This is a genomic window from Psychrobacter sp. NG27, assembly GCF_016106655.1.
Classification (GTDB): Bacteria; Pseudomonadota; Gammaproteobacteria; order Pseudomonadales; family Moraxellaceae; genus Psychrobacter.
This window is the reverse complement of the sequence record NZ_JADGIN010000003.1, coordinates 1-18,339: the sequence shown is the minus strand read 5'-3', so window position 1 is coordinate 18,339 and position 18,339 is coordinate 1. Positions and strand designations below refer to the sequence as shown.

15 protein-coding genes and 1 pseudogene are annotated in these 18,339 nt (G+C 40.2%); all 16 read right to left on the bottom strand.

Features of this window, described 5'->3' with window-relative positions; all coding sequences use genetic code 11:
- Positions 1 to 28: 28 nt before the first annotated feature.
- The gene (locus IP485_RS06180) at positions 29 to 988 is read right to left on the bottom strand and encodes a tetratricopeptide repeat protein (protein ID WP_198326498.1); all 960 of its coding nucleotides are present in this window, start codon (positions 986 to 988) and stop codon (positions 29 to 31) included.
- Between the two features lie 323 nt (positions 989 to 1,311).
- Complete coding sequence (locus IP485_RS06175) at positions 1,312 to 2,340, bottom strand: patatin-like phospholipase family protein (RefSeq protein ID WP_198326497.1); 1,029 nt, start codon at positions 2,338 to 2,340, stop codon at positions 1,312 to 1,314.
- Positions 2,333 to 3,247: a diguanylate cyclase regulator RdcB family protein gene (locus IP485_RS06170; protein WP_198326496.1), complete on the bottom strand. Its 915-nt coding sequence runs from the start codon at positions 3,245 to 3,247 to the stop codon at positions 2,333 to 2,335. The genes IP485_RS06175 and IP485_RS06170 overlap by 8 nt, the downstream gene beginning before the upstream one ends.
- Entirely contained in the window at positions 3,244 to 5,679 is a 2,436-nt protein-coding gene (locus tag IP485_RS06165) for a dynamin family protein (protein WP_198326495.1), read from the bottom strand. The genes IP485_RS06170 and IP485_RS06165 overlap by 4 nt, the downstream gene beginning before the upstream one ends.
- Before the next feature lie 176 nt (positions 5,680 to 5,855).
- Positions 5,856 to 6,308 (bottom strand): annotated as a pseudogene (locus tag IP485_RS13965) (transposase).
- Between the two features lie 40 nt (positions 6,309 to 6,348).
- On the bottom strand, positions 6,349 to 6,702 hold the full coding sequence (locus IP485_RS06150) for an IS630 transposase-related protein (protein WP_198326492.1): 354 nt from the start codon (positions 6,700 to 6,702) through the stop codon (positions 6,349 to 6,351).
- A 721-nt stretch (positions 6,703 to 7,423) separates the two neighbouring features.
- Positions 7,424 to 8,650: a tetratricopeptide repeat protein gene (locus IP485_RS06145; RefSeq protein ID WP_198326491.1), complete on the bottom strand. Its 1,227-nt coding sequence runs from the start codon at positions 8,648 to 8,650 to the stop codon at positions 7,424 to 7,426.
- A 428-nt stretch (positions 8,651 to 9,078) separates the two neighbouring features.
- Positions 9,079 to 10,026 (bottom strand): ester cyclase, encoded by a 948-nt coding sequence (locus IP485_RS06140; RefSeq protein WP_198326490.1) that lies wholly within the window; start codon positions 10,024 to 10,026, stop codon positions 9,079 to 9,081.
- A 39-nt stretch (positions 10,027 to 10,065) separates the two neighbouring features.
- Entirely contained in the window at positions 10,066 to 11,124 is a 1,059-nt protein-coding gene (locus IP485_RS06135) for an ester cyclase (RefSeq protein ID WP_198326489.1), read from the bottom strand.
- A 148-nt stretch (positions 11,125 to 11,272) separates the two neighbouring features.
- Positions 11,273 to 11,815: an ester cyclase gene (locus tag IP485_RS06130; RefSeq protein ID WP_198326488.1), complete on the bottom strand. Its 543-nt coding sequence runs from the start codon at positions 11,813 to 11,815 to the stop codon at positions 11,273 to 11,275.
- Positions 11,816 to 11,878: 63 nt separating this feature from the next.
- Positions 11,879 to 12,583: an RraA family protein gene (locus IP485_RS06125; RefSeq protein ID WP_198326487.1), complete on the bottom strand. Its 705-nt coding sequence runs from the start codon at positions 12,581 to 12,583 to the stop codon at positions 11,879 to 11,881.
- A 70-nt stretch (positions 12,584 to 12,653) separates the two neighbouring features.
- Positions 12,654 to 13,364 (bottom strand): alpha/beta fold hydrolase, encoded by a 711-nt coding sequence (locus IP485_RS06120; RefSeq protein WP_198326486.1) that lies wholly within the window; start codon positions 13,362 to 13,364, stop codon positions 12,654 to 12,656.
- Between the two features lie 74 nt (positions 13,365 to 13,438).
- The gene (locus IP485_RS06115) at positions 13,439 to 14,431 is read right to left on the bottom strand and encodes a cupin domain-containing protein (RefSeq protein WP_198326485.1); all 993 of its coding nucleotides are present in this window, start codon (positions 14,429 to 14,431) and stop codon (positions 13,439 to 13,441) included.
- 54 nt (positions 14,432 to 14,485) lie between these two features.
- Positions 14,486 to 15,535, bottom strand: coding sequence for a LacI family DNA-binding transcriptional regulator (locus IP485_RS06110; RefSeq protein ID WP_198326484.1), 1,050 nt, complete (start codon positions 15,533 to 15,535; stop codon positions 14,486 to 14,488).
- Positions 15,536 to 15,665: 130 nt separating this feature from the next.
- Complete coding sequence (locus IP485_RS06105; RefSeq protein WP_198326483.1) at positions 15,666 to 16,439, bottom strand: SDR family NAD(P)-dependent oxidoreductase; 774 nt, start codon at positions 16,437 to 16,439, stop codon at positions 15,666 to 15,668.
- Positions 16,440 to 16,505: 66 nt separating this feature from the next.
- Positions 16,506 to 17,819 carry a histidinol dehydrogenase gene (hisD, locus tag IP485_RS06100; RefSeq protein WP_265090933.1) on the bottom strand — a complete coding sequence of 438 codons (1,314 nt, stop codon included), beginning with the start codon at positions 17,817 to 17,819 and terminating at the stop codon, positions 16,506 to 16,508.
- Positions 17,820 to 18,339 lie beyond the last annotated feature (520 nt).

The following is an 18,339-nucleotide window of genomic DNA, read 5'->3' as shown; positions in this document are numbered from 1 at the left end:
GTAGCTCTTTTATAAAGGATTGACTATATTACAACTGTGACAAGTGGAGCTTTGCTTTTGGATGATGATTTTTAGCTGCTAAGTAATACCATCTCTTTGCTTCTTCTATATTTGGTTCACCATGAGATGGATGTTGATAACACTGACCCAAATAATACTGAGCTTGACTCGATCCTTTTTCTCCTGCTTCTCGGTATAAATCTAGTGCATGCTTTTTGTCTTCATCTATAGATATACCATTTTCATAGAACCATGCTAGTTTATATGCTGCCTCTACATAACCTTTTTTATACAATTTCTTATAGTGTTCAAAAGCTTTAGATTCATTCTGAGCGACACCAATACCATATTCATAACAATTAGCAATATTATATAAAGCATTCAAGCTACCTTGTTTTGCTGACTGCTGATAAAAGTCTTTAGCTTTTTTACTGTCTTTAGTCACCCCTATGCCTTGATCATAACAGTAACCTAAATAATTTTTTGCTTCTACATGATCGGTTTTCGCAGCCAACATGAAAAGCTCAAATGCTTTAGCTTCATCTTTTTCTATACTTTCCTCAGTACCCTCGAATAATATAGAACCTTTAAGATAAGCTTTACCTAACTCAAACTGCTTATTCATATCTCCTTTTGCGGCATGTTTTTTTAAATCTTGCAGAGTACTTCCTAGTTTTTTGTGAGTTGTATCACCATAGATAGCATCTGACCACGTAAAAATTGCTTCAAAAGCTAACTCGCTTTTAATACCATAGTCTTCAATCATCTTCTTAATTAAGGCAAGTTCACGAAGCTCATCAACCTCACTTTTTTTAAGCAGTTCATTAGGAACCCTCATTTTTGCTGCAACTAATAAGGCATTAACCTCTTGTGTATATTTAGGTTCTATGCACAAATCCATAAATAATGCTTCAACTTTACGATATTCATTAAAAATTTTATGGTCATACTCTGATAAAATATACTCTATAGCTCTTGATGGTTTCATAATTCTTATCCAGTTATACTCATAAAACCTATGAAGGTTACAGCGTAAGCTATATCCAAACATTCATGATCCTAAAAAATCAATTATAGATATATTCAATTATATATAAGATATGGTGTCAGGCTCACTTAGTCTGCTAATCTTAGTACTTTCACTTGTCTTGCTTATATTTAAATTATATTAAACTCACTATATATAGATTATGTTATCAATATCCAAACACTTTGATTTAAGATATAGTCAATCCTCTATTAGAGAGCTACAGCGTTACCCTCGTTTGAAATATCACATATACATCTGCACTCGGTTACCTTGTATCTCTTTTATTCTCTCATTCTTGATAAGATATCATCTAAAGCTATATCAACTTCTGCGCCATATTTTTCACTTTCCTCGAAAGTAGATTTAGATGCTTTGAGTGCTTCCCTAGCCTGTGTTACTTTCTTTACTCGGCCTATGCAATGTAAAGTATCATTGTATCCTTGCTCTATCCACGATGGGATTTTGCTTGTATCAAAGCCTAGCAAATCTTTAGCACCTCCCATTAGCCCCGTAGCTCTAGCCATAGTTGCCTGAGGACGAATTTCAAGAATTGTTACCCCAGGAAAGTCGTTACGGCTCCAAAAAGAACCGTTACTAAGGTGAGTTACTATTATAAGATTACAACCTGCATCTATCAGAGGTTGTATTGGCGTATTACCTTGTGCTTTTGACCAACCACCTTGACCCCCATCAGTATACTTATGACCTAACACCTTTCGTGCTTTGAAAAGCTTAGGCAGCGCTGCTGATGCTAATAAAGCATTACGTTGATCTTCTTTAGGCAACGACTGAACATGTAAAAACTCAGAGTCTGGGGTATTTTTTAATTCAGTCGCTGCCAAAAAACAGCGGCCAATATCTCTTGTCGCACCTAAACTTCTATAAACCGATACATAAAGAGGCATACCTTTAGCGAGCTCATTCGTATCAAGATACTCATCCATTAACTCTGCTAAAGGCTTATCTGATAGAATCGCTTCCTCATTTAATCCAAGAGCTAACATCAAAAATCGGGCGCTAGGTACTAATAAAGATCCTGCAGATACTGCTAGCCTAATATAACTCATTGAATTTAACTGAATAGGAGAGGTCTCAGCCAAAATACTCCAAAGTTTTTCAATTCGCTCAATGCCTTCAATAAGGGTTGGTGCGCTGGCTAGTATCCCACCATTAAGTGCCCCAATACTAGCGCCTGACACCATATCAATCTGGATACCTAATTCTTGTAAAGCTCGCAGGACACCAACTTGATAAGCTCCTTTAGCACCGCCACCAGAGAGTACTAAACCTACCTTCATTTGTTCAGACATAACTTTCCTCCGCAAATACTTCATCCACAATTGTCTCAGCTATTCGTGATGCATTTGCTAATAAAGGAACCTCTCCTAGCCTTTCTGGTAGTTTTTGCGTAATAGTTGTAATTAAAGGCGCTTTATCCGTAGTAAAGCCATTCGCCAAATACTTTAGTGCCTGATGCCAGTCGTCATTTTGATTAGTATTATGAGACAATTGTAACCAACCACTATAAAAACTCAATCTAGTACTAGTGCTAATTTCTGCATCTGTTGCTAGCTGTGCAGTTGCACGATCTACTGCTTGCTGCATAAAGCTATCTCTCTCTGAGCCTGTATGACTGAGGCAGAAATCACCAAATGCACCCCACCGTAACTCTTCTATAGCTGCGTAGCAACGACCAGCAGGCGAATAACTTACCAAACGCCCAGCCCTCCATTTATTAAAAACTTGGTCAAGATGCAGTATTACTTTTTGATTAAAACCAATTCGCATAACCTCTTTATCTAAACATAGCATGCGATCGTTAAGATTTTGCGACAACTCATCTAATCTATGACGAGTATTTTCTGAATACTGTGCAAGGTATGTTACCTGACTGGTTAACTTAGTAACTCGTTCATTGACGCGTGTTATAGCATGGTTAGTATGAACTAAGTCTTGGGTAAGCTCGGTTAGCCATGTCAATGAACATTCAACAGCATTAGTTAAGTTAGTATTAATTTCAGTTTGGCGTCTTACATCTTTACCTGTAAAACCATCAAAACAGCGAGCAAAAAATTTATTTCTCTCACGCTGTACCTCTGAGTGATCGCGAGTAACATCAATACTATTTGCAAAATCTACTATAAATTTTTCTGGTATTGAAGTTAGCGTTTTTAGTAAAACACAATCAGGAGTTATCGGTTGTAAGTTCTGGCTCATTTTACTGTCCCTACGCTTAGCAATAGACCACGTACATCTTTTAAGATAGCCTCGCTATCGCCCAATAAATGAGGAATAGGCTTCTCTAATTCTTCTAAACTATCTAGTAGTAGCCTCTGATCTTCTTGACTCTTTTTCCTATCGTCCATACTAGCTATTAAGTCGCCATGAATATTCTCAACCTTTACTGTTAAAGCAGTAAAAAAGCTATCAGCTTGTTTATTTAACTGCGCTTCAACTGTTAAACCAAGAGTTATCTCTAACTCACTAAAAGCTACTCCAATTCCTTTTTTAACTTGGCTCTTGATGGACTTTATATCAACATAGCACACATATACATCGACTGAATAACTCTCCCAGCCCCAATCATCTGTGTTGAACCAGCTGCAAACTTTACCCCACGCGCTACTTTTTCTACGTGAGCGAGATTGCGATTCTCTTTTAATCTCTGCTGCATCATCAAGCACTTCGGCGATTACGAAACCAAGCTGTAAATCTTTTACATCTGGCAAACGGATAATCAAGTCAAAGTCACCCATATCTTTTTTGATATTGTCAATTATTTTTTTAGTTTCATCAACATAACCTTGAAACCTTTTACTGAAAGATTGTACTTGCTGCTGAATATCCTTACGTAAAGTCTCTTCAGCATCTTTACTTGCTGCATCAATGGATGCTTCAATACGACTGAGTAGCTCTTCAGCTTCATTTTTATTTTCAAACTTAAGTGGCTTGTCCTTAAACTCGAAGTCTTGAGCGTCTTCTTCTCTATCTGAAGTATTAGAAAGGCCACCAAAGCCAAGTCGCTTCAGACGTTCTTGCGTCGAACTTTCAATACCTTTTTTTTTAGGTTTTGTGCTAAGCTCTTTCTTTTTTTCTTCTTGCTTCGTCCGCTCAATACGCTTACCTTCTTTAAAGTACTTATCAAGAATAGATAGGGTGTCTTTTTGAGCTACTTGACCTGCAATTTGAATACCTTTTCTTACGTCATTTAGAGCAGAATTAATATCTTTACTAACAGCCTTTTCCTGATACTGAATAAAATCTATATTATCTTGCAGCGAGATAATTTTAAGTTGAAGCTCATCAACACTCTTCTTAAAAGCTTGTTTACGAGTACCTAAGAAATTTTTTGCATTCTCTAAAATCTCAACCATTTTTGATGCTGTGGAATCAATAGTAAGAATAGCTGCCTTGCTGTAAGCTTGGCGAATCACATGTTCTAGCGGTTCGTTGAACTGCGACTCTTCCCATAAATAATTAGCTGCAGCAGTAACTGTATAAATATCATTAAGTTGGTCTTTCCAGCGGAAGCCACCTATTGCTATTTTGGCAAAGTCAGTAACCCACTCATGAGTGTCATGACTAGGTAGACGTTTATTTATAGCAAGCTCATTCTTAGCTTGACTTGCCAAATAACCATACCTTGCTGATACGGGGTATACACGATTAGTAGGAATCAGCCCTTTCATTAAATTACTCGACACGTATTTACGCACTTCATCCGAACTATCACTGTTTCTATCTTTTTGATCAAACCTATTAACTAGTGCGTATAAGCGTTCACCACTTACACTTGCAACTTCTTCTAAGTTTTCACGCATTTCATTGTCAGCATCCGATTTTAGTTGAGTATAATCCAGCACAGCCAAAATTGCAGACGCTTTTTTGAGTTGATCACGAAGCATAGGTCGTAGATGACTCTGACCAGCTTCATTTGGACCTGGAGTATCCAATAAAGTTAAACGGCCTTGCATATGAGCCATCTGGCTTAAATGAATAAACTCAACCTCAATAACAGGCAAACTCTCAATACGACTATAATCAGAAAATGGAAAATCGACTTCAAGCTCTGTGCATAAACGAACTAAGTCATTCAAGCTTTTAAGAAAGTTAAAAATTGCATCGCTACCTTCGTGGCTTTCCGAAAAAGTCTGTTTTCTTCTAACCTGTTCTAGCAGTTCTTGCATATCATCATTTTCGTTAAGCTCCTTTAATAGATTGTTAGGCGCATTTTTTAACTTTTCACTTAACTCATTGATTAAGGTGTTAACAGGTGCCGTATTCTGAAAAATTAAACGCGGCTCAGTAACTCCCCGAGTATGGCGAATCAATGTGGGTAAAGCAGTCATTGGTCTATTACGATTCGGTAAGACCTCCATACCAACAATAGCATTGATAGTGGTTGACTTGCCCGCCTTCATGGTCCCCACTACAGCTATGACTAACTCAAGGTTGTTAAGCTTATAACTTTCATCCTCTAAACGTTTAATAGCTTCTATAATAGATTCCGAATCAAGGGTTTGAGTGTTTTTCTGCTTTGTTTTAACTAGTAAGTTGGGCGTGCTTTGAATTTCCTCTAATACTTTAATCTCTTGTTTTAATAAACGTTGTGCTTCATCCCGTAATAAATTAATATCCAATTCGTACATATTTAGTTCGATCCTCAAATAGTTAAAATTTATAAGCACTTATTACATATTATTTCTTATATTTATAAAAATATAAATGTATAGCAAATTGAAAACTCAGCCGCCCCAAATATATCGGTAGCAGATTTACTTAATGTAGGCAGCAATGCCTAACAAAGAAAAGTATCATAGTATAGTCAGTCCAGAATAAAATAGACACAACTTATATCATGAAATAGTTTATGTAAATTACTATTCATCCACCCTTGGCGTATGAATTTTGCCTGTGCCAATTTTTTCTCGATGGGATTTAGAGTAAAACTGTAAGATGGCAACCAAAGCATACGATTACCATGCCTGTTCAGTAGTTTTTGAGTATGTTTATTTTTATGAAACTGTACACTATCCATGACAATCACACATTTAGTCTTAATGCTTGGTATCAACGTATGTTTGCGCTAATGATAAAATATGATGCTGTTAATATTGTGCTCAAAGCAACCAAGCGTAAACAACATCTTTTTATAAAGAGCACCAATGACGTTGGTTCGTTTTTTATCTTGCCAGTTGTAACTGTCGATACAAGGCTTACCTATCAGCGCATAACCGTAAGCACGAATGAGCTCAGCTTCGAATCCCCTTTCATCCATATAAATAACGGGATAGCCTTGCTGTGTAAAGCTATCAAGCTTATTCTGATATATCGCTCTTTTTGTCGGACAGGCTTTTAGATGTGCTAAGGTCTTTTTTTTGGCTGATATTTAATCTTTTTAAAGCATAGCCAATACCTGATTTACTACAGTTTAAACGACGAGCTCGCTCATACAAATAGTCATCTGGGTATTGATTAACGTCTTTTAGAAGGGCTTCATTAGGTATACTGCTTGGTGTTTTGACTCTAGTCGTTTGGATGTTTGGGTCTATAAGCCAGCGCTGTAAGGTACTTTTGCTGATATTGTAAAAAGTATAGGCCTGACGGATGCTCATGTCTTTTTGTTTAATGTTTTTGATAACTTGTGCTCGAAAATCTGCTGAGTAGGTCATCTTTTATATTTCACTTTGCTTGGTTTAAAAGTATTGTACCTTTTCTATTTTGGACTGACTATAGTGACTATAACTACTCAACTTAGTAATAAGCCACTTCAGGTACAGGTTAATTCTAGCAAAAAGCTGTTCGATTCAGAATCCGAAGGGAAAAAATTTGTAAAAAAATCAGAAGAATTGGTGAATAGTGAAAAAGTAATATCAAAACTTAGTAACGAGTTAGGTTTTCCAAAAAGAAGATACGGAAGATGAGTTTGTAAATAGAGTTAAGGATATTTTGAGAAATATCCTTACAAGTGCTTTGAAAAAAAGTTTTTTTTATTTAGGCAGCTGTTCCGAACAGCTCCAGGATTGTCGGAGACTAATATGGACAAGCCTAGGGTAGTTCAGTATTTTCAGAAAGCATTTCATATACATGATAGTTACACAGAATCCGGGAAGGTCTCGAAGCTTATTCAGTTCTAAACACAAGTGGTGATTTTTCTCATATTAAAAGAGAAGGAACCAATAGAGCAGGTTCTCTCTTTGAGTTAGTATAACCTCGTAAACACTATCCAATTTTATTATGCTACTACAGTTAGGCTACGCAACACGTTATCCGCATAAACAACTGGCACGCTTTGACGATGACACCCTACAACGTGTAGAGGGTCAATGGAAAAGAGTGCCATGTTGCTAGGGTATATCCTCAATGATTTAAACCTGTTTAACAAAACGGCTGTTACCGGTTGCAGCGTATTTGCACCCCATTTCCACAAGCTTTATTGAGCCATATATCAGCTTGAGATTTATCTTGCGCTACCCCTCTGCCATAGTTGTACATCGTGCCGATGACATATGCTGCCATGGCGTCACCTTGCTCAGCCGCTCTCAGATACCAGTTAAATGCTTGCTTATAATCTTGATCGACACCATGGCCATTTTCAAACATCCATGCCAAATTATATTCGGCTTCAGTTAAGCCTTGATTGGCTGACTTCTGATACCACATGACTGCTTTAGCATAGTCTGTCGCAATGCCATTGCCGTTCTCATATATGACCCCAAGATTATTTTGAGCGTCAGCATGTCCTTGCTTAGCTGCTTTTTGATACCAATTAAATGCTTGGTTATCGCTTTTAGCAACCCCTTCGCCCTGACTGTACATAACGCCAAGGTTGTACTGCGCTTCATCATAGCCTTGCTCAGCTGACTTCTGCCACCATTCCCTAGCCTTGGTATAATCTTGCTCAACCCCTCTGCCAAAGTAGTGCATAGCGCCGAAGACATATTGAGCCTTTACTTGTCCCTGATTGGCCGCTTTGGTGAGCCATTCGAGTACTTTACTAGCGTCCTGCTCCACATCATTGCTTTCGTGATAGAGAATACCAAGCTCAAATTGAGCATCTGCATCACCTTCGTTAGCGGCTTTAGTTAGCCATTCAATCGTTTTAGCTGGGTTTTGAGGTCTATTGTCTTTATTAAGATTTAGGAGCTGCAAGTTATTTTTAGCGCCATCATCCCCTTGAGCAGCAGATTTTAAGTACCATTCTCTGGCTTTGCTATCACTCTGCTCGACCCCTTCACCTTTGTGATAAAGAGCACCAACATTGAACTGCCCCTTAGTATCGCTTTGCTCTGCTGCTTTCAGATACCACTCAAAAGCTTTAGACGAATCCTGCTCAACACCTTTGCCTTTATCGTATAGTGCGCCAAGATTATTTTGAGCCTCAGCGTTACCTTTAGAGGCAGATTTTAAATACCATTCGAATGCCTTGGCATAATCTTGCTCAACGCCTTTTCCGATATGATATTTAAAGCCAAGGCGGTATTGAGAATAAGCATCTCTTTGCTCCGCCAGCGCTTGAGTGGTTGAAAAATCTGCACTAGTAGCTGGTAACATTAATCCAAACGATAAGCTCAAAACTAACACGCTATAAAAAACAGAAGTTTTAAATTTAGATCTCATTATCACCCTCCCTATGAAAAGCAAATATCTAATTCAACAGCATAAACATGGATAATTGGCAGACATTCCGTACTTTTTGTACTATGCAGGTTTTTATTTACAAGCTAGGCTAGTGCGGTCAAAAGCAACAGCGATTTCTTGATCATAGCGATATTTATCTTGATTGAATATTGATATTAGAGCCCTTGTGAAGTTACGGTTCTATTGAATATTACTAGGGTGTGTCTTCATTCTAAAAATGGTGATAAACATTGGTAAGTTGCCGTCAAACAAGAATTAGAGCGCACTGTAGAAGATTGATGATGTAATAAAAATAAAAAAGGATGCTAGTACCCTTAGGTATTAGCATCCTTTTTCTTAAAATATTTTTGCACAAACTCGTGATGATTAGCGTCTATATATAACGCCATAACTTTTACACATCTAAATTATTTTGCAGCCAATAATATCTGTTGCCAAATCGCTACTTCATCATACATCACATATTCGCGGCGTAATCCCCAAGGTCCAAACTCAGCATGGCAGGCGCCCATGACATGTACCTCTGCACCAGTTGGTTGTCCAAAGTGTCCATAGCCTTCATGCTTGCCAGTTAATGACCATCTAATCGCTGCACGAGGTGACATTAACTTGTCTTCCCGACCAATCTGATGGTGAATCTTAAACTCAGCATTCGGAAATGATGAACGCAACCCTAGCCAAAAAGCATCAACATCACCATGTGATATACCTGAAACGCCACCTGGGTACTCGCCTAAACAACAACGGTCGTACTCATGCGGAATCAAAGCAAACTCTGCATTCATTAAGCGAGTTAAAATATCAGCATACTTCTCACCCCATTCATTGTCGTTACCATGGCCTAAATAAGGGCCGTCTTGATCAATATTTGGGGTAAATGGTGGTTTGACAATACCACTTTGCTCTTGCATTTCAATCACTTCTTGCGCGCGATCTTTAGGCGTTTGACCCATTTGTCGAGCAATGGCTCCTTGATCCCTTATCAACCATTCATCATCAATCTGATTGTTTTTTGCATGACAATCAGCAATGACTCGAAAACGAAGATTTTGACCCGTTTTAATATGTGTGGCCGTGGTGATAATACGGTGTGAAGACAGCATGCCAGTCTCTGGCGTACCGCTCCAAATGACATCTTCACCCAGCAAGGTACGATTAGGGAACTCTGCTAACACATTCATGGTCGCATTTATCACGCCTTGATTTCCGAAGTCTATACCTAGTGGCGTCCTAACCACAATATCTGGCGCATAGTAGTCATGTAGCGTGTGTAATCCACGGTTTTCCCAAATTTCATTAGTAATTTTTAATATATAGTCGGGAAAATCGTTAAATTTCTCATCGAATCCTTTCATAAATGTCTCTTTTTTAAAGTAAGTATTATTAGCTTGGTTTTATTTATCAAACTGACGGTAACGTGCTTTATTAAATTCGCGCATGCGAGCGAGGACATCTATGCCAACTTGTTTATAGGCATGTAAAATATCTACAAGCACCCAGTTCTCACGAATTAAGCCATCCTCACAACGCCAAAAGTCTAGGCTACGAAGCATAATCTGTTGCCCGGCAGGTGCAATACCAAGCCAGCCATCGTGAGAGACGGTCATCGACATGCCAGGCCAAGCGGTGAAAGCGACATAATCTCCTTCAGCAAAAAAATACCCGTTTTCTTCAATGGTTTGACGGTTTGGCAGAGCATTTAAAAATGGGATTTGATGCCAGTTGCGAAACCCTGCAATACCTCGGCAAGCACCAATACCAGAAGGTCCGTACCAAGTGCAACGAGGATGCCAATACTTTTCTAGATTCATGGCTGAGACACCGCCGGTCGAAAACTCGCCCAAACCGTTTAGCATATCGAGCACTAATTGCGCGCTACGCTGATTGTGTTCAACAGAGTAATCTTGTCCCACTAGGTTGCCATCGAGGGTAGCTGGTGCTGAGGTGATACCCTCACGCCCAAGGCTTTTTACCATTGGCCATGCATCTGCTTGATGCATCACTTCCGGTATGTCCCAGAGCGCTTGCATCTCAACAATCTTGCCGTTTTCAAAGCGGTAAAACTCATGAAAACGCATGGTAACCTGATGTCCTGTGGGAGGAATATCAAGCCAGCTTTCCATGAACGTACCTGTATAGTAGCCAGCACACCCTACCCAGTCAGTATTGCTATTTTTATTGCTGGTCATACTGCTACCACTATTGCCAGCCATGACAATAAAGGTTCGGCGCTCTAGATCTGGAATGGCTTGTTGTAATGGCTTAAACGCTTCAGTAAATAAAGCATCACGGTTCTGCAGAGTTTCTAATGGGTAAGCCAATTGAATGACAGCAGATTCCGTAAAGAGCTCATCGATTAGAGACTTCACTTTTTCACTATCATAATTGTATAGCGCTTGATTAAACCGCTCAATTTGATGCTTATTTTGCTGTTCTACTGTTTGGTTATTCATGTGCTGTCCCTTGCTGTATTTTTTAGATTTGAATCGATTAAAAATCTCACAAGCTTTCAGTTAACTCATCACAACCACACCGACAATAGTAGATGTGGTTATGGCTTTGATTGGTAGTGACTTATATCTTAGGTCTTAGGTTAAGACTCTATTCCATGATAGTAGGTGTATGGGCCAAATCACCTGACTTGGTGTCAAACTTTTCCCAACCATGACCATTAAAAGGGTCAACACCTAGCTGCATCATAATAGAAGGGAAATCGACCATGACATAGTTATCTTCGATTTTGCCATCTGCAACTTTCCAAAAATCCATATAGCGAATGATAACTTTCTTACCGGTGGGCTTTATACCCATGAACTCGCCACTGTGGATGGCTTCTTGACGACCAAATGCTGCACACCATTCACCTTGGGTTAGTCTTGCTTCATCAATACAAACTTTTTCAGAGAATGCTTGCTGAAACGGACGCTGCCAACCATTTTGAAACTCTGTTAAGCCTTCTTTATAACCACATCCTGCATTGCCCATCCAGCGAAAAGTTTCGGCAAAAAATCGACCCATATTGTCAATATCATGATCATTTAAGCCGTCAACCATGGCGTCAATCACCCCTATGGTTTCATCTGTTTTACTGAGATCATTGTCTTTGGTTAAGATACCTTGCTCTGGACGTTTTGAGGTTGTCATAATATTTCTCTCTATTAGGTTAAAAGGTAAAGTTTATTTCTTAAGCATTGGTGAAGACAAAAATCAAACTCTTGATTCTTCGAACGCTTGCCACGCTTTCTCAAAAGCTGCAAAGTCAAAGCCTTCCTGTTTTGCTGGTGTTAGGATGATTTTTTCGCTATTTAATAACTTATGAATAGCGGCTTCCAATTTATCGATTATATTTTTAGGTATGACGACGGCGCCATGACGGTCAGCATGTATTAAATCACCAACTTCAACCGTCATGCCCATGATATCGACCGTGGTATTCACCTCTTTAACATGGACAAATCCATGACTAGGACCGACAGAATGGGCAATCACTGGAAAGTCTTCTGCCATGTCACTCAAATCGCGCATCACGCCATTTGTTAGTGCCCCATTCATCCCAAATGCCTTATGTATCGTCGTGTTGATTTCGCCCCAGTATGCGCCAATGCAGTTTGGATAATCGACATCTTCAACCACTGCGACTGAGGGCATGTCACCTTTAGCACCCTCTGACATGGCACGATAATAATCCATACGTCTGGCGCGGATCACCTCTTTTGGTTCTGTGGGTTCTGCCAATGCGCTAATCTTTGCGGTCACGGCATAACCGACAATCGGTCTTGAATCAGGGTCAGATGACAACATATTTCCACGTGTAAAACTATTGAAGCCTCGTTTGCCTTGAGCCACTTCAATGGCATTACATACCGTTGGCGTATCCACAGATTGCAGCAGTTTAAGTAACGTATTATTCATAGATATCTCCTTTCATTTCCATATGATTTGAGCGACAAGCGAATTCTGCTTAACTAGGGTGTATCATTATTTACGTAAACAACCAGCTTTCTAAGGCACGGTTGGTTTGCTCTGGCGCTTGCAATGTCGGTAGATGTCCTGCACCTTTAATGATGTGTAAATCTGCATGTGGCATCAGAGACTTCATCAATGTATGGCGCTCAACAGGACAAAGTTGATCGTCTTCACCGCACAAGATCAAAGTGGGGACATTAGCAGCAAGTTTTTTTAACGTTTCTTGCTGGTCCTGTCTATCACGCAAAGCCAGGCTTTGGTTAATATAAGCGGCTACACCAGATGACTGAGACATGGCGTTGCAAAGCTCAATTATTTCTAAATTTTTCTGAGTTGCTAGACTTTCTGTCGGTGAAAAATACTTAGGAATAGTATTCGCTATCACCTCAGCCAATCCATTCTGTTGCACATTGGCCATTAATAACTGGCGATTTTTCTTAATTTCTTCTACTTCTGCTCTTGGATTTGTGTCAAGTAGCGCAAGCTTGGCAATGCGATTGGGCGCTTGACGTAACACCTCCATGGCAATAATACCGCCCATGGACAATCCTGCCAGCGCAAAGACTGGTGGTGCATTATCTAGAATGTCTTTTGCCAAATCCTGCATATTACTGTGAGTTGAAACCGGTACAGTATGAATCGGCACTCTATGCGAAAAAGCTGATATTTGAGGTTGGTACAGTCTTGCATCACACATCATGCCGGGGATAAGAACCAAAGGTATCATTTTTATATTCCTAAACAGTCTGCCTCAAAATCCAAGGTAATAACCTTAATCACACTACCGTTCACTTTGGGTGGTTAACTCTGTATCCAAGTCGCCCCTGCCGCTTCGGCAGTATTTTTTACTCTAAATAAGGCAGTTTCACCAGACATAGAAGGGTAAAGACGATGTGTCAGATTAGGCGGTACAGCCACTACATCCCCTGGTGCTATGCTCGTCTGAGATTCTTCACCAGTATCATCTAGCCATTTAAATGTCCAATGCCCTGTTTTAACCATTAGGATTTCGTGACAATCCGTCTGATAAGGCGCTTCACTGATTGAGCCGCGTGTCAAAAACTCCACCGAAAAACCCGGCTTGTCTTTGATCAAGGCATGTTCACCAATCACTTGGCAAGGTGCTTCTTTGGCCAGTGCCATCATGTCCCAATAACGGGCAACATAATGAGGGACGATTGCTGAGGTTGGCACTTCTGGATACTGTTTAAGCCCTTCTTTTGTGAGTTGCGCCATTGGCTCAATACCTTCAGGTAGGCTCTCCCCTTTTTTGCTGTCATACAGTCGACCATCATTGCCCAAAATCAGACCATGAGCCTTAGCCTCTTCAATAACTTGCGGTGCCCAAGTCACACCGCCACCCGCATCGTCACCACCCAATATTGACATAATCATGCCGTAGTCGTTGCCGATATTTTCAAAGCCACGAAATACACCCGTTGGAATATTAAAAATATCCCCTGCTTCGCAAATAACCTCTCCCGCTGTACCATGAAGGCCCCAAAAAAAGCGCCAGCGGCCACTCAATACAAAAAAGACTTCGGCCGTGGTGTGTAGATGTAAGCTGTTTTTACAATGTGGAGGTTGGCCTGCAGCACCAATGTTAAAGCCAGGGGTGTCTTGAATATGTACGTGCTGGTCTGGGCTTTCCGACACACCACCACCAATAATAGTGAAGTTTTCTTTATGATTTGACCCTGGCGTATGTGCATCAATAAAGGCAGTGCGGCAAGGCTGCAAATCTCCATAGCGCACGATACGTTTTTCCATCTCAAGTCTGCTGATACCTTCCATTACTTTATTCCTATTTTAATTTATCTTCTAAACAGCTTTTTTAATCAGAAGCATTTATGGTTTTTTTGCCGAGTTACGAACAATCAATGGGCCATCTATAGAAATACGCCTCGGTGGAGAATCAGGGTTGGCTATTTTCTCTAATAAAGTAGACACCACCTCATCTGCCATACGCTGAGCCGGTTGACTGACGGTCGTTAAGCTATAAGATTCCCAAGATGCTACTGCAACATCATCGTACCCAACGACGGATACATCTTCTGGCACTTTAAGCCCCAACTCATAACGTAAGGTATCCATGACAGCAAAAGCCATAAAGTCATTAGCGACAAATACAGCATCTGGGCGGCTTGTTTCAGATTTATTAGCAAACAACTCTATCGTGGCTTGCTTCGCCGTTTCACGATCATAGTTACCGACCGCTTGTGCAAATAGCTTTTGACCAGACTGTTGCAACCCTAAAATAAAGCCCGCTTCACGGTCTCGCTGTGTAGAAGACCCTGTCCAACCTGAAATATGAGCTATCCTTTTATGGTTACCTTTGACAAAAAACTCTGCTACTTTACGACCACCGACAAAGTTGTCAGAGCTCACACCAGAGAGTCGATCATCATCTTGCAAACGATTGAGCATCACCACAGGAATATTCTCTGTATGACAACGGTCTGTCAAATCGCTAGATAAACTCAGAGACGCTGTGATAATACCATCCACTTGATAATCCAAAAGCTCATCGACCACCTTAAGCGTAGAATCTTTGTCATTCATCGCCATAAAAATTAGTAAATGATAACCTTGTGACTGCAACGCATGAGAAAGCTTTTCGATCACATCTGCATAAAAGAGGTTTTCTAAGTGCGCAACAACCAAACCAATTAAACGACTTTGCCCAGTGATTAATGAGCGTGCTAGCATATTTGGGCGGTAGCCTAGTTCTTTAGCGGCTTTTTTTACCTTGTCTTTAATTTTTTGCGACACACTTGCACCTGGGGTATAGACCCGAGATACCGCAGATTGACTGACCCCTGCTGCTTCAGCAACTTGATCTGCTGTGACACGTTGGGTTTTTATAACATTTGTGATATCAGAATTTTTATTTGTCATCTCATAACCTTTTTTAGCCCAGCTCTTAGCCATTGGTGTTGATAGGGTGTTATGTTAATTATTATACCTAAGCTAATAAATCAAAAACACTTAGTGTCAAAACCGCTGAGAACTCAATATCTAGCATTGGCTATTCTGCGGTCCATCCACCATCTATTAACAATGAAGTGCCTGTTATCATGGCGGCGGCATCTGATGCCAAAAACACCGTTGCTCCCATAATATCCTCTACTTCAGCCACTCTGCCTAAATGAATTTTACTCATAATCCATTGGCTTTTGTCAGCGTCAGCAAACGTTGCCGCACTCAAGGCTGTTCTTACAAATGTGGGACAGATGGTATTAATGCGGATGCCATGTTTACCCCACTCTATTGCCATGGCCTTGGTATAACCCTCAACAGCATGTTTAGTTGCACAGTACACGGCACGATCTGGCCCGCCGACATGGCCCATTTGTGAGGAGACATTGATAAGGCTGCCGACTTTATTGGCATGAATGAGTTTCTTTGCTGCCGCTTGCATCAAAAAATAAGAGGCGCGCAGATTGATATCAGTCACGTCATCAAAATCATTAGGTTCAGTCTCCAGTGCAGGCGTGTGTTTGGCCATACCTGCACTGTTGACCACAATATCAAAAACATCTGCATTAGAGAGGTTTTCAAATAAATGACGAACAGAGGCGACATCGGTCACATCTAGTTTTAAGGCGTTGGACTTTAAACCTTTATCTGCCATTAGTGTCACCACAGCTTGCAACTTATCGGAGGAGCGCGCCGCTAATGTGACGTCTGCACCTGCTTCAGCCAATGCAACAGCACACCCTAACCCAATACCAGATGAGGCTCCAGTCACTAATGCACGCTTTCCTGTCAGATTAAATGAGGGTGTTGTTGGTAATTGCATAGGTCTTTATCTTCTCTAATTTAAATATTTGATATCAAATAGATATGATTGAATGATAATACTGGCTTAGTCAGCCGCTGTACCATAAGGTACTTCTTGATGACCGTAACGGCGTACACGCACATTACACTGTTCAGCATGACCGACAAAACCCTCTAGCATGCATAAACGCGACCCATAACTTCCAATCTTGGCAGCGGCCTCATCCGTAATGATTTTTTGGTATGAGTGTGTTTTTAAGTATTTTCCTACCCACAATCCACCGGTATAACGACCTGCTTTTTTGGTGGGTAACGTGTGATTGGTACCAATGACTTTATCACCATTAGAAACATTGGTACGAGGACCTAAAAATAATGCCCCATAACAAGTCATATGTTCTAAGAACCAATCATCTCGATCCGTCATCACTTGCACATGCTCTGAAGCGTAATCATTGGCAACTTCTAGCATTTCTTCATAGGTGTCACAAACAATGATTTCACCATAATCTTCCCAACTTACCGATGCTGTGTCGGCCGTTGGCAATACTTTGAGTAGGCGCTCTATTTCGCTCATGGTGTCTTCAGCCAGTTGCTGTGATGTCGTTAGCAGTACAGCAGGTGAGTTATAGCCGTGCTCTGCTTGACCTAGCAAATCTGTGGCACAAATCTCACCATCAACCGTGTCATCTGCAATGACCATTGTTTCAGTAGGTCCTGCAAATAAATCAATTCCCACACGACCAAATAGCTGACGCTTTGCCTCAGCGACAAAAGCATTACCAGGACCAACCAGCATATGCACAGGTTCGATGGTTTCTGTACCTAATGCCATTGCTCCAACGGCTTGAATACCACCCAACACATAAATTTCATGCGCGCCGCCTAGGTGCATCGCAGCAATCACAGCAGGGTTCGGCTTGCCTTTAAATGGTGGTGTGCAAGCAACAATACGAGGTACACCAGCGACCGAAGCTGTGGCAACAGACATATGTGCTGATGCGACCATCGGAAACTTACCACCTGGGATATAGCAACCTGCCGACTGAACAGGAATATTTTTGTGACCCAAGATAACTCCAGGCATGGTTTCAATCTCAATGTCCTGCATTGAGTCACGCTGAGCTTGGGCAAAATTACGTACCTGAGTTTGAGCAAATTTAATGTCTTCTAAATCACGAGGCGAAACTTGCGCAATCAGCTCGTCAATCTCTTGTTGGTTTAAACGAAATGCTTGTGGAGAATAATTGTCAAATTTCTCTGACAGCTCACGTATGGCAGTGTCACCACGCTTTTCGATATCTGCTAGTGTGTTTTCAACAACTTGACGCACCTTTGCATCATCTTGGCTACGTTGTGCTTCAGGTTTGCCTTTTTTTAAATAGGTAATCACATCCATGTCCTCGTTTATGCTTATTTAGCATGTTTTTTGATAGATAAAACAGATTGGCTTTCTTACATTATGTTATTAATGGTATGAAACCATTCACGCATCACACTTATACTGCATACGAATTTATCGTTAAAATCCTTATGTCGATACTTATCTAAATACGTTGAAAATACCAATAAGAACCTTTAAATAAAGCGTATAAAATAAAAATTGTTAATCTAGAAACCTACTGATTATGAATATATATTAGCGCGATACGACCAATAATACAACATTTTATTGAATTCGAATTCATTAATTTTTATACCTCTATCAAAGGGCTTTAATGTGAGATATTTAATGCTTAAATTTACGAATGTTTGGCAGTCATGCTACTCTTTCATATAGAATATAAAAGTCGATAAGAACGAGCATCACATTATTCATCGGCATCATTCATGCTATAGAATGCAAAAAAAGCCACCTCAGTGACTTTTTTATTGAAAAGCGTATATTTAAAAGTATGGGTCAGAGATTAGTGACCTGC

What these genes read in the sequence shown, in the direction of transcription:
- IP485_RS06180 (WP_198326498.1), bottom strand. Translation starts at nt 988, where the DNA reads ATGAAACCATCAAGAGCTATAGAGTATATTTTATCAGAGTATGACCAT.
- IP485_RS06170 (WP_198326496.1), bottom strand. Translation starts at nt 3,247, where the DNA reads ATGAGCCAGAACTTACAACCGATAACTCCTGATTGTGTTTTACTAAAA.
- IP485_RS06120 (WP_198326486.1), bottom strand. Translation starts at nt 13,364, where the DNA reads ATGATACCTTTGGTTCTTATCCCCGGCATGATGTGTGATGCAAGACTG.
- IP485_RS06115 (WP_198326485.1), bottom strand. Translation starts at nt 14,431, where the DNA reads ATGGAAGGTATCAGCAGACTTGAGATGGAAAAACGTATCGTGCGCTAT.
- IP485_RS06130 (WP_198326488.1), bottom strand. Translation starts at nt 11,815, where the DNA reads ATGACAACCTCAAAACGTCCAGAGCAAGGTATCTTAACCAAAGACAAT.
- IP485_RS06105 (WP_198326483.1), bottom strand. Translation starts at nt 16,439, where the DNA reads ATGCAATTACCAACAACACCCTCATTTAATCTGACAGGAAAGCGTGCA.
- IP485_RS06135 (WP_198326489.1), bottom strand. Translation starts at nt 11,124, where the DNA reads ATGAATAACCAAACAGTAGAACAGCAAAATAAGCATCAAATTGAGCGG.
- IP485_RS06145 (WP_198326491.1), bottom strand. Translation starts at nt 8,650, where the DNA reads ATGAGATCTAAATTTAAAACTTCTGTTTTTTATAGCGTGTTAGTTTTG.
- IP485_RS06175 (WP_198326497.1), bottom strand. Translation starts at nt 2,340, where the DNA reads ATGTCTGAACAAATGAAGGTAGGTTTAGTACTCTCTGGTGGCGGTGCT.
- IP485_RS06110 (WP_198326484.1), bottom strand. Translation starts at nt 15,535, where the DNA reads ATGACAAATAAAAATTCTGATATCACAAATGTTATAAAAACCCAACGT.
- IP485_RS06165 (WP_198326495.1), bottom strand. Translation starts at nt 5,679, where the DNA reads ATGTACGAATTGGATATTAATTTATTACGGGATGAAGCACAACGTTTA.
- IP485_RS06140 (WP_198326490.1), bottom strand. Translation starts at nt 10,026, where the DNA reads ATGAAAGGATTCGATGAGAAATTTAACGATTTTCCCGACTATATATTA.
- IP485_RS06150 (WP_198326492.1), bottom strand. Translation starts at nt 6,702, where the DNA reads ATGACCTACTCAGCAGATTTTCGAGCACAAGTTATCAAAAACATTAAA.
- hisD (WP_265090933.1), bottom strand. Translation starts at nt 17,819, where the DNA reads ATGGATGTGATTACCTATTTAAAAAAAGGCAAACCTGAAGCACAACGT.
- IP485_RS06125 (WP_198326487.1), bottom strand. Translation starts at nt 12,583, where the DNA reads ATGAATAATACGTTACTTAAACTGCTGCAATCTGTGGATACGCCAACG.